The sequence below is a fragment of the Celeribacter sp. genome (assembly GCF_048259695.1).
GTDB lineage: Bacteria > Pseudomonadota > Alphaproteobacteria > Rhodobacterales > Rhodobacteraceae > Celeribacter.
The window spans coordinates 1-10777 of sequence record NZ_JBLXHL010000024.1 but is presented as its reverse complement, the minus strand read 5'-3'; the positions used below and the strand labels follow the sequence as shown (position 1 = coordinate 10777).

Annotated in this window: 15 protein-coding genes; 4 read left to right on the top strand and 11 right to left on the bottom strand. The window is 67.1% G+C overall.

Translation table 11 applies throughout. The annotated features are described in order from the left end of the window. Window positions 1-194: 194 nt before the first annotated feature. From ACN0Q0_RS16445 to ACN0Q0_RS16430, 4 genes are all read left to right on the top strand, one after another. Window positions 195-797 (top strand): hypothetical protein, encoded by a 603-nt coding sequence (locus ACN0Q0_RS16445; RefSeq protein WP_417244375.1) that lies wholly within the window; start codon window positions 195-197, stop codon window positions 795-797. A gap of 388 nt (window positions 798-1185) precedes the next feature. Then, window positions 1186-1827, top strand: a complete 642-nt coding sequence (locus tag ACN0Q0_RS16440) for a ParA family protein (protein ID WP_417244374.1) — start codon at window positions 1186-1188, stop codon at window positions 1825-1827. Continuing rightward, window positions 1824-2150 carry a hypothetical protein gene (locus ACN0Q0_RS16435; RefSeq protein ID WP_417244373.1) on the top strand — a complete coding sequence of 109 codons (327 nt, stop codon included), beginning with the start codon at window positions 1824-1826 and terminating at the stop codon, window positions 2148-2150. The genes ACN0Q0_RS16440 and ACN0Q0_RS16435 overlap by 4 nt, the downstream gene beginning before the upstream one ends. Before the next feature lie 4 nt (window positions 2151-2154). Further along, complete coding sequence (locus ACN0Q0_RS16430) at window positions 2155-2385, top strand: hypothetical protein (protein WP_417244372.1); 231 nt, start codon at window positions 2155-2157, stop codon at window positions 2383-2385. 99 nt (window positions 2386-2484) lie between these two features. On the opposite strand, the gene ACN0Q0_RS16425 is transcribed toward ACN0Q0_RS16430, so the two are convergent. The 11 genes from ACN0Q0_RS16425 to ACN0Q0_RS16375 all read right to left on the bottom strand — a co-directional run. Continuing rightward, window positions 2485-3030 (bottom strand): hypothetical protein, encoded by a 546-nt coding sequence (locus ACN0Q0_RS16425; protein ID WP_417244371.1) that lies wholly within the window; start codon window positions 3028-3030, stop codon window positions 2485-2487. A gap of 461 nt (window positions 3031-3491) precedes the next feature. After that, on the bottom strand, window positions 3492-3683 hold the full coding sequence (locus tag ACN0Q0_RS16420; protein ID WP_417244370.1) for a hypothetical protein: 192 nt from the start codon (window positions 3681-3683) through the stop codon (window positions 3492-3494). Beyond that, window positions 3646-3843 carry a hypothetical protein gene (locus tag ACN0Q0_RS16415; protein ID WP_417244369.1) on the bottom strand — a complete coding sequence of 66 codons (198 nt, stop codon included), beginning with the start codon at window positions 3841-3843 and terminating at the stop codon, window positions 3646-3648. Before ACN0Q0_RS16415 ends, ACN0Q0_RS16420 begins: the two co-directional genes overlap by 38 nt. Next, window positions 3840-4061 carry a hypothetical protein gene (locus tag ACN0Q0_RS16410; protein WP_417244368.1) on the bottom strand — a complete coding sequence of 74 codons (222 nt, stop codon included), beginning with the start codon at window positions 4059-4061 and terminating at the stop codon, window positions 3840-3842. Before ACN0Q0_RS16410 ends, ACN0Q0_RS16415 begins: the two co-directional genes overlap by 4 nt. Beyond that, window positions 4058-4645 (bottom strand): N-acetylmuramoyl-L-alanine amidase, encoded by a 588-nt coding sequence (locus tag ACN0Q0_RS16405; protein ID WP_417244367.1) that lies wholly within the window; start codon window positions 4643-4645, stop codon window positions 4058-4060. The genes ACN0Q0_RS16410 and ACN0Q0_RS16405 overlap by 4 nt, the downstream gene beginning before the upstream one ends. Next, entirely contained in the window at window positions 4642-4962 is a 321-nt protein-coding gene (locus ACN0Q0_RS16400) for a hypothetical protein (protein ID WP_417244366.1), read from the bottom strand. The genes ACN0Q0_RS16405 and ACN0Q0_RS16400 overlap by 4 nt, the downstream gene beginning before the upstream one ends. A gap of 15 nt (window positions 4963-4977) precedes the next feature. Further along, window positions 4978-7062: a NosD domain-containing protein gene (locus ACN0Q0_RS16395; RefSeq protein WP_417244365.1), complete on the bottom strand. Its 2085-nt coding sequence runs from the start codon at window positions 7060-7062 to the stop codon at window positions 4978-4980. Next, window positions 7059-7658, bottom strand: a complete 600-nt coding sequence (locus ACN0Q0_RS16390; RefSeq protein WP_417244364.1) for a hypothetical protein — start codon at window positions 7656-7658, stop codon at window positions 7059-7061. Before ACN0Q0_RS16390 ends, ACN0Q0_RS16395 begins: the two co-directional genes overlap by 4 nt. Window positions 7659-7714: 56 nt before the next feature. After that, the gene (locus ACN0Q0_RS16385; RefSeq protein WP_417244363.1) at window positions 7715-10204 is read right to left on the bottom strand and encodes a hypothetical protein; all 2490 of its coding nucleotides are present in this window, start codon (window positions 10202-10204) and stop codon (window positions 7715-7717) included. A gap of 33 nt (window positions 10205-10237) precedes the next feature. Continuing rightward, window positions 10238-10396 (bottom strand): hypothetical protein, encoded by a 159-nt coding sequence (locus ACN0Q0_RS16380; protein WP_417244362.1) that lies wholly within the window; start codon window positions 10394-10396, stop codon window positions 10238-10240. A gap of 4 nt (window positions 10397-10400) precedes the next feature. Further along, window positions 10401-10777: hypothetical protein (locus ACN0Q0_RS16375; RefSeq protein ID WP_417244361.1), on the bottom strand; the 377-nt coding region annotated here is incomplete at its 5' end.

Here is a 10777-nt window from a genome sequence, read left to right as displayed (position 1 = left end):
ACTGAAAGGCAACGCCGAGACCATCGACGCGGACCTGACGCTTGCGGACGGGATGATCGTGTTGGGGTTCATCCCCAGTGGTCCCGCGCCCGAGTTCGCCAACCGCTAGGCGGCCCCCCACCCCGCCCCCCGCCACGGGGCTGGCCGGCCCGAGCCCGCCCAAGCGCCCCGGCCCCCGGGCCGAGCTTTGGGCGATGGTCTCGGCTGCCGACCGCATCGGCCGTCCGAGCGTGGCGGTTGCCGCCGTGCTGCTCGCCGCCACCATGCAGCGGCCGGCGGACGTGCGCGCCCTGACCACCGCAAACGTCAAGGCCGGCGTGCTGCACCTGACCCAATTCAAGACCGGCGTTGCCCTGTCGTTCAACCTGCACCCGGTCGCCGCCGATCGCCTCGGGCACATCGGCAACAACGGCGCGCCGCTGATCCTCAACGAACGCTGCGGCGGCGCCTACACCGAGCGCGAGCTCGAGCGCGCCTGGTGCGAGGTCCGCGAGGGAGCCGCCACCGATCATCCGAGCCTGACCGGCGGCGTGCCGATCGGCGAGCTCGAGGATCCGCTCTACGCCGGCGCCCTCAACATGTCGCACCTGCGCCGCACCGGCATGGTCTGGGCGGCGGAAGGCGGCGCCTCGATCGCCGATATCTGCTCTGTCTCCGGCCACACGCTCGAGAACGGCATGAAGGTGCTCGAGCACTACCTGCCCCGCCAGCGCTTCCTTGCGAACCGCGCCATCTCCAAGATCAACATGCTGCGCGCCCCGTCCCTCGAGGACATGGGGCAGGTGCTGGCGGCGTAAGGAGGTCAGGAGGATGAGAGCAGGATTGAACGGCGCCCTTGGATACCCCGGCATATCCTGCCCCGACTGCGGGCAGGATATGGAGCCCCCTCCCCCGGGCAGAACCTACGTCTGCCAATGCAGGAAATATCAGGTGAGGTCAGCCGGCCCGGCAACGCAGAACGTCTCCGGAAATATGATCTCCGGCCCGTTCGTCAGAGGCAATTTCGTGGAGGCGCATTCCGCCTTGATCATCGAGCCCGCCGCCGACTGACGATCCGCGGCATGAACGACACAAAGGCAGCGCTCCGGCGCTGCTTTTCTTTTTTGCTAGCTTGCTATCGTGCTAGCAAACTTGCATCCTTGCAGCGGGCGCCACGCGAACCGGCGCCAGACAAGGAGGCAAAGCATGATCCTATCCCTCATCAGCCAGAAAGGCGGCGTCGGAAAATCCACGATCGCGCGCCTGCTCGGCGTGGAGATGGCGCGCGCCGGCTGGCGCGTGCTGATCGCCGACCTGGACGCGAACCAGGGCACCGTGACGCAATGGAAGATCGCCCGCGATCGCGAGGCGCTCGATCCCGATCTCGACGTGATCAAGTATCGGTCGGTCGAGCGCGCGCTCAAGGACGCCGGGCGCTATGACCTGACCATTCTCGACGGGCCCGCCCATGCCGAGCGCGGCGGGCTCACCATGGCGCGCGCCTCGAGCCTGGTCATTCTGCCGAGCGGATACTCGCTCGATGACCTGCACCCGCAGGCGGCCGTGGCCGGCGAGCTCGAGCGCGCCGGCACCCCGCCTGTCCGCATCCGCGTGGCGCTCGGCCGGGTGAAGGGATCGGAGACCGAACGCCGCGACGTGCGCGACTACCTGCGCCGCGCCGGACTCGAGGTGTTCGACGCCGAGCTGCGCGAAATGCCGACGATCCGCCAGGCACACATGGCCGGCCGCGCCGCCTCGGAGACCACGCACCAGAGCATCAACCAGGAAGCCGCAGCCCTGGCGGCCGAGATCGCCGCGGCGCTGACGGCGAGCGCGGAGGTCGCATGATGCCAAGCGCCACCCTGACTTGCGCCGAATGCGGTAAGAAGGCCTTCGTGGTCCCATCCAAGCACGGCAGATGGGCGCTCGAGCGCGCCAAGAAACACGTCGGATGGTTCACCACCCGGCTCGATACCGGCCAAGAAATCCTGACCTGTTCAATGGTCTGCCGCGAGGCATACCAGCAGAAGGCCATTGCTTACTGGATCAACGCCACCCGCGGCTGGAACGAGGGGCATGGCCTTATCGTGCCGCCAGCCATCGCCGAGGAGCTGCGCAAGCGCGGCTTCACCGAAGGCTTTACCGAGACCCGACCGCTACCGAAGGAGTAACCACATGGCGAAGAAAACCACCCTTGCCGCCATAGCCCCGCCGCCGCGCGATCGGGCCCCGGCCGTGCCCGCCACCAGCACCCGCGACGAGGGCACCCGCGTGCCAGTCAATGTGCGGATCACCGAGGACCGCGCCGCCTACCTGCGTATGCTTGCGGCGAAGACTGGACAGAAGCAGTATGCCCTCATCGAGCGCGCGATCGACATGCTGCGCGCCGAGGCTGGCGAGGTCTGAGACCTAGCAAAGTCTGATCCCAGCAGACCGCCACTGAAACCACGAAGGGCCGGCATTGCGCCGGCCCTTTCTGTTTTGCTAGCAAACTACCTTGCTAGGTTACTTGCCTTCCTGGTGCTGCTTCATCGCGATGTATTCCTCGAGGTCGATCTGCCCGCCCTCGAGGCCGTCATCGTCTTGCAGGTCAGGAAGCGCGGCGAAGTCCGGGCTCATGCTGCGGATGCTCTCGGTGTCTATCTGCCGTAGCGGCCTTTGATGCCCGAGCTCGTGAGTGTTCGGTTGCTCCTCCGCGTCCAGGATGACGCGCGCGGTGACCGCCGCAAAGCCGCGCTGATCCCGCGCCGCCTTCCAGCACACTCGGGCGTTTAGGGTGTAGTGGCTCACGATGTTGGTGCGTCCGATCCGGCTCACCCCGATCCAGTTGCCCTGCTCGAGGTACTGGATCGAGCGCCGCACGCTGCGCTCGGAGGCATCGACCATGCGCGCGAGCGCCTGGTGCGAGACCACCACAGAATTGTGCTTGTCCGCGAGCCCGATCAGCGCGTGCAGGATACACGACGCGGTCGGGTTCTTTCTCCCCATCTTCGCCCAGAGCAGATGCGTCTCCGAATCTGTCTGAGCAAAACTGTCTCTCTCTGGTTTCATACCGCCCCACTTTTTTCTGTCGGTACTTGTCCAGTTTTAGGCGGGCTTGTCAAGAAATCGGACACGGGTTTCCGCTGCGCGCGGCCATACATGTCCCAAATTCGGACACAGGTGGCCACACGGCGGGCGTTTCGTGTCCACTCCCCTAGCGTCACCGGACACAGGTGGCCGCACGGGTGGCCACAGGAGTCCGGTCCCCCTTATAGAAATCAACAACTTACGCATAGACCCTTTCTAATGATCTATAGTCCCCTGCGGCCTCGAGGCTGAGCCCCGGCGCAGCGCCCCTCACAAGGCTGGCAAGCTGGGGCTCTGTCGCGGGGCCGCATCGGGTCGCGCAGCGGGCCGATCCACCCGGCTTTGAGCTTCCCCGTGGGTCTAACGCGCGCGCATAAAAAAAGCCCCGGCCGAGACCGGGGCAGGCTGAACACGCGGGCGAGGCATCAGCCCGCGAGGGAGCATCAGGGACACGCCTCAAAGGCGGCGTTGTTGGCGTAGGTCCGCTCGGCCGAGACGCGATCTCGCGCCACGACCTCGAGCGCGAGCTGCGCCTCGAAGTGGACAGGCTGATAGGTGTCGCAGAAGGACGGGCCGTCACAGCCCGCCAGAGCGCCGCTAAGGGCGACGAGTGATAGCGCGGGCCAGTTCCGCATCCGTCATCCCCTCCGCCTCTTCCTGCGCCGCTCTGCGCCGCTCCTGCGCTTTCTCGGCGGCGTCCATCTGTCGCCGTCGCTCCTTGCGCTCGCCGAGCTTCATCGCCCCGACGACCAGGCCGAGCAGGGCGACGAGGCCGAGCAGCAGATCCACAATCATGTGGTGCCGCCCTTGGCCTTGGCGATCTTGCGCCAGACAACCGCCCCGCCAAAGGCGATGCCGGCCGCCAGGAACTCTGCCAGCCCCTCCACGTTGACGGTCAGGTCGCCGCTAGCCGGGCGCCAGCTGATGAAGTCAGAATGCTCGGCCAGCCAGCCGGCGCCGGTGAAGAGACCGACGCGCAGCGCCAGCCCGAGAGGCCCGATAAGACCCATCATGCCTTGTGCCCTCCGCTGAGAAACTTGAGCAGCCAGCGCAGCCAGGACGGCAGGCCGCGGCTGCCATCGGCCGCGACCTTGAGCTGCGCCGTGAGCTGCCGAGACTTCACCACCTCGCGCCACCAGGCGCCGGCGTCGAACCCGGGGCATTGGGTGGCCGCGCCGGGCATGTCGCGATGCCCGATCACCACTGGCCCCTTGGCTGGGTCGATGCCATCGCCGCCGGTCAGCAGCAGCATGGTGTCGATCCAGCCGATCATCGCCTCGATCTGCTCGGGCGTGCGGCTGTCGAAACCGGCATCGAGATCGAGAAGGTGCACGCCGCCCTCGTAGCAGAAGCCGAGGCTCTCGTCGTTCTCGCCCTGGCTATGCGCGCCCATCTCGAAGGTGCGGTTGCCAGCCACCACATCGCGGCCGGGCTGCCAGCCGCCGGCGCGGGGCGCATAGGCGTGATAGCCGATCTTCTTGAAGCCGCGCTTGCGGTGCATCGCGTCGATATCGTCGAGCCCGTAGCTGTGCTCGATCGGCGTGGCGCTGTAGTGGATCACCAGATAGCGCACCTGGCTCAGGGGCAGGTAGGTCATTTGTCCTGTTTCTCCTTGAGGGCCGTCTTGATCTCATCGAGCGAGCCGCGCATCTGATCGAGCGTGACTTGCAGGACGCTGAAATTGAGCCGCACCTCGCTGGTGTCGGCCTTGAGGCTGGCGAGCTCCGCGCCTTGCAGATCGAAGCGTTTCTCGGTGCGCTCCTCGTGCTCGCGCTGGCGTTTTTCCATCAGCTCGAGGCGCCAGGTATTGCGCGTCTGCGCCAGGCGGCTTGCAAACCACGCGCCGGCCCCGGCCGCGACGATGCCGCCGAGGCCGAGGAAGACGGTCCACCATTTCAAAACAAACTCTTCCACCTGGGCCCCCTTGCCTCAGGCCAGCGCGCCGTAGCGCTCGGCGATGACGATGAAATCGGCCGACGCGGCGGCCCTGTCGGCGCCGCTGTCGTTGCGCACCGTGAAGCTCACCGAGCCAGCGCCGCTGAGCCAGGCCGCGCTCACCCCGAGCCCGTTGCTCGTGCTGGCGGGAAAGACCTTGATATGCGCCGGGTTGGTCAGCCCGGCCACCGCCACGGTCTCGGTCGAGCTGGCGCCGTTGGTGATCGTCGCCAGAGACAGGGTGACGCGCGTGCGAATGGTCTGCGCGCCGTTGTCGTAGACGTAGGGCACCAGCGCCGATCCGACGTTGCGGATCGCCTCGCCGCTGTAGTTGCGAATATCGTTGCAAGTGACCAGAGTTCCGGTGACCCCAAAGATGTCGATGCCGTGGGTCACGCCGTCGATGTAGTTGCCCACAATGCGACGGAAGGCCGAGTTGGTCGCCAAGATGCCAACGACGCAGTTCAGGATCGTGTTGTCCACGATCTCGCCGGCGCCTGCGTTCGTTACGTCAAACCCTTGGTAGAAACCTTCGATCCTATTGCCGCGCAGGACCAGCTCGCCGGTGGTTTCCTGCCAGTCGACGCCCTGCGAGCCGGCAGTCGAGGCGGGCACGCATTTGAAGTTGTTGCGCTCGGCCCGAACCTTCGTCGTTGTACCGAAATTGGCGATCATCACGCCGCGGGTCAGCGCACCTTCGGCTTGGTTGTCGGCGATGGTGATGCCTTCCGGCACCCATCCCCGGATATGGACGGCGGCGCCAATGATCGCGGTGTCATCCTCGCCGGTGATGACGTTGCCGCGTACCGCGCTGTTCTTCTGGTAACGATCGGAGGTGGCACCCTCTATGCCGATCGAGCAATCGGTCACCGAGCCTGGCTTGTGCCAGACGGAGTTGCTTGCGATGAGGTTGCCCTCGCCGGTGCCATAGAGGAACAGCCCCGCATAGAGCGGGTTGTAGCTGGCGCCCTGGGTGTCGGCCGCGGTGCGGGTGACGATCACCGTGTTGCCGCTTGCCACCGTGCCCTTGGCGTTCTCGACAATCGCGATGCCCTGCCAGGTGAAATCGGCCACCGTGTTGCCGGTGATCGCCACGCCGATGCAGCCCTCGTTGACGATCGAGCGGCGGAACTTCCCGTAAACCTCGTTGTTGGAGATGGTCAGCAGCGCGTCGTTGTGCGGCGCATCCTCGACAATGCTGCCCGGCAGGCTCTCGACGTGAATGCCGATGCGGCAGTCATGGCCCGACTTGGCATTGACCACGTTGCCCGAGATCACACCTTGCGAGCCCCAGACCACGATGCCATCGGCGCGGTCCTCGAGGCCGATGCCGATGCAGTCCTTGAGGCGGTTCCCAAGAATGCGGAAGTTGTGGAACTCGCCCATCGCCCGCACGGCGATCGGGTGTTGGAATTGCTCGATGTGATTGCCGAGCAGCAGCACCTCGTCGGCGCGAATGTCGAAGCCGTAGTTGCGCTCGCCGCTGTCGGATTGCAGCATGTTTGGGTTGTTCAACCGGACGCCGATGAACTCGCAGCCATCGGCGGTGACCTTGAAGCCGCCGGCATTTTCGATGCCAGCGGTCCAGCGCACCTCGCCTGCGCCGGTCATCTTGACTTTCTTGGCGATCTCCACCGAGCCATCGAGATCGACGGACCAGTCATCGGGGTGATGCAGCTGCGCGCCGGCGGGCAGCGCGTCGAGCATGGCCTTGTAACCCACCGCCGTCGATACATCGAAGGCCTTGACGTTGTAGCCGTTCTCACCGGGCAGCGCGTAGAGCTTGACGCCGCCGGCGGTGACCTTGTGGTGGTCTGTCGCAGTGGTCGGCGCCACCTCGTAAGACAGGTTGTCGGCGCCGGCGGTGACCAGCATTCCTGCGGGCAGCGACAGCGCAGCCATCGCCAGCACCGCCCTGGCCGTGCTCATCACCACGCCAAGCGGGAAGCCGCCCGGCGTCTTGCCGTCATGCACCCGCGCCGTGTTCAGGCTTACATCGACCGTGATTTCGCCGGCGGCGCCGGTGAAGGTCTCGTGTTGCTGCGTCGTGCCCCGGCGGCGCTGAATTTGCACGCTCATTCGATCGACCCCCAATCCTCAATTGTGTTTGCTGCTGTGGTGATGAGGCCGAAGTCGAGATCGGCCCCCCGGCTGATGCCCATCTCGGCCAGCGCCCGGTCCACGACCGAGGCGGCATTGTCGATCTTGTCGAGTGTTTGCGTGCTGGGGATCAGCTGGTGATCCGGGCCGATGCCCATCAGCTTGCCGGAGAACTCCACCGGGTTGATCGGGTTCAGCACGGGGCCGCTGCGATTGAGGCGCAGGGTGCGCTTGCCGGAGTCCCGCACCTCCTGCGCCATGAGCACCAGTCGGTCAGCCGTGCGCTCATGCGTCTCGCTCGGGAAATCCCCGGCCGCGTAATCGACGCGCTGCTCGGGCGGGGTATCGCGCCACATGTAGACCCGCTCGCCCGCCGCCGGCGCCGCGATGAAAGTGAAGGTGGCGCCCTGGTCATCCCCGGTAACCGTGTAGTCCCGCTCCACCACCCCGCCGCTCTCGAGCGCGACGGCGCAGTGCAAGTTCTCCAGGTCATCGACCCGACCCGGATAGGAAAAGGCGACGGTGACCCCGTCGCCATCCAGTGCGTATTCGACAATTTGGGTATAGACGGTCATGCGGCCCCACAACGTTTTGTAGTGAAATACTACAAAATGGGGTATCGCGCTACTGTCTATCCACCAAGTGCTGTTGACAGGTCCGGCGCGCGTTCCGGCAAGGCCGAGCCCGGCTTCCACCAGGCCGCGTTGCCATACTCCCGCGCTCGCCGCCGCGCCGCCTGGCGCCAGGCGCGCTCTGCCTCTGGGTCAGCCAGGCGTTGCAGGTTGTCGAACATGAGCCGCTGAAAGGCCGTGGACCAATACCAGATGCCGGTGACCGGCGTGTTGTAGCGTAGGAAATTGGTGGCCTCGCGGCCGAGATTGCCCTCGCCGCCGAAGGGTGCGCGGGCGGCGGTGATGCCGAGCTTGGTCAGGTCCGAGGCCGCGCCGACCACCGGGCCCGCCAGCGTGGCCGCGATGCCACCGCCAAAGCGGTTTTCTTCCGAAGCCAGGAAGTCGCCGAAGATACCGAGACCGCCGCCTTGCAGCACCGCCGCGCCGACAAACGCACCGGAGCCCATCGGCCGGGGATCGCGCCCCTTGACCAGCTCCTTCATCTGCAAGCTCACCGCGCCCATCAGCGTCAGCAACGTGCCCATGCCGGCGAAATACTTCAGCTTGCTCCACGCCCCCTCGTGCGACATGAGCCGCCGCGTCTGGTTGTAGAGCAGCGACATGCCGAAGGATTTATACATCAGCCCCGAGCGCATCAGCTCCCCGGCGAAGGTGCCCGGCCGGGTCTGATCCAGGAACAGCGCCTGCCCCTCGATCGAAGCCGAAGGCACGGCAAATTCGGTCTGCTCGTGGATCACCGACATGAGCCGCACGGCGAGATCATCGGCCTGCCCGGCCTCGAGATCGGCGCGGTGTCGCAGCTCGTGCGGAATGAGGAAGGTGGCGCCGCTCTCCTCGTGCAGCTCGGTGGCGCGGATCACCTCCCAGTCGGCGGCGGTGAAGCCCTTGCGCTCGAGCACCAGGCGCAGCGGCGATGCGATCTCGTCCCAGCCCCGCCCGGTGTTGTCGGCCAGCAGCCCCATGAACTCGAGCTGGAAGGCGTGCCGGCCGGCATCGGTCCAGCGGGTCAGGCCCGAGGCGCGCATCACGAAGTCCGACAGCCGCGCCGCCGTCTCGGGAGTGAAGACCTCGCCCATGTAGCGCGCTTGCGCCGCGCCGACGTTGCTCAGCTGCTCGGCGATCAGCCCCTTGCGCGCGGCATTGGCGGGATCTCCGACCAGCTCGCGGCCGAGGCGGGAAATCACCTTGCCCGGGTCGATGCCGATCTTGCGCGCGGCCGCCATCTGGAAACCCACGTCCGTCACCGCCGAGACCGCCGCAGAGCCGAGCTGCGCCGAGACCAGCACCGAGCGCGTGCCAGCAAGAAAGTTTGCTAGCATTCCATCAACCGGCGCCTGCGCCGCGCCGGAGTGCAGATCGAGCATCGCCCGCACCTTGCGCGCGGCTTTCGTCGCAGCGCGGGTTGCCGCCTCGGGCGCCTCGGTCCAGGGCGCCTCGGCGGCCCGCTTCTGGACCCACTGGCCCAGGTAGGTCAGGCCGGCTGTGGGGTTGGGGCCGAGCACGCGCATCGAGGCCGTGTCGCGGGCGTAGCCGTCGAGCGCGGTGACGATATTGGTGAACGGGTCTTCGGCGCCGAAAGCCTGATTGTACTCGAGCCAGGCATCGCCATCGCGGAAGTGCAGCACCCGGCTCGCCGAGCGGTGGCTCGAAACCGAAAGCCCGGCCTCCTGGAACGAAGGCTCGCGCTTCGACCAGCCATCGGTGGTGATGCTGCGGAACACGTCGCCGAGAAACTCCTCGGCGCGCGCGCCTTTCGGTGGCACGGCGCCCTCGGCCGCAAACGGCAGCTCGGTGTCGAAGTCGGTGATCCGGTGCCAGGCGAGCTTGTCCCAGATCGCATCCCGCCAGGCCTCGAAGCCGGCATCGCGCAGCGCCCGCGGCGCATGGTGCATCGGCAACCCGTAGTTCTCGAGAAAGCCCACGTCACCGCCGGCGGCGTTGAAATCGCGCCGCGCGCGATCGAGCACCTCGCGCACCGACTTGGCGAGCTCGGCCGCGGCGCCATCGCCGGTGCCCTGGCCGAAGAGCTCGCGGGTCATGTTCGCCAGCCGTGCCTTGTTCCGGGTCTCCCCGAGCAGGTTGCGCGAGAAGGTCGAGAGCACGCGGTCGAGCTCGGCGTGGTAGAAGCCCTTGAGCGTGCGCGCCATCGGCACGATGCCGGGGATCGCGCTCATCTCGTCGCCGGTGATGAAGATGCGCAGCCCGTCCGAGGGGTCGGCGCGGCCGGTGAGCGTGCGGTGCGCCTCGAGGTATTGCGTGCCGCGCCGCGCCGCCTGCATCCGCAGCAGCGTCAGCCGGCGCTTGCGGCCGGCGCGCGCCGCCATGATCCGCTTCACGTCCTCCGCGGCCTGCGCATTGGCCGCGTCCCGGCCGACGCGCGGCTCGTAGTCCGCGCGCAGCTCGTTGAACAGCCGTTGCGCCTCGGCGCCGCGCTGCGGGTCCATCTCGCCGCCGTCCATGGCGTCCTGGATACAGTCGAAAAGGCTCATGCCTGCCGCCTTCCTTGCTAGCAAACTAGGTTTCTAGAAATCTATCTCGCCGTCGCAGCCGGCGCAGATCAGGCCCTCGGGCAGGGCACGCACCACCTCGCCGAGCACGTCGCGGCCGCAGAGCGCGCATTCGCTCAGGAGCGGCGGCAGGTCGGGGAAGGGGGGCTCGGGCAGCAGCAGCTCGCCGGTCAACGCATCAGGCCTTGCAGACATCGAGCGCCCCCAGGAAATCCGCGTCCGCGTCGAGATCATCCAGCAGATCGGCGGCGCTGAGCAGCTCGGCCGCGCCGTCGATCTCGCGCCCGGTGGGCACCTCGAGCTCGAGCCCCTCGGCAATGGCGCGGCGCAGATCGTTCTCGGCCGCCTCCATCTGGCGCAGCACCGCCGGGGCGGTGGGGGAGGGGTCATCGAAGCCATCTCCGAGGCCCGTGCTGGCCCGGCCGCTGTCGCCGAACATGTCCATCTGATCCCGTGCCCCGGCGTCGAAAAGGCCGAAGTCGAGATCCGCAGCGCCGCCCTGCATCGGGGCCCCGCCGGGGGCCTCCTCGCGGTCGCGCTCGGTGTTCGCGGCGA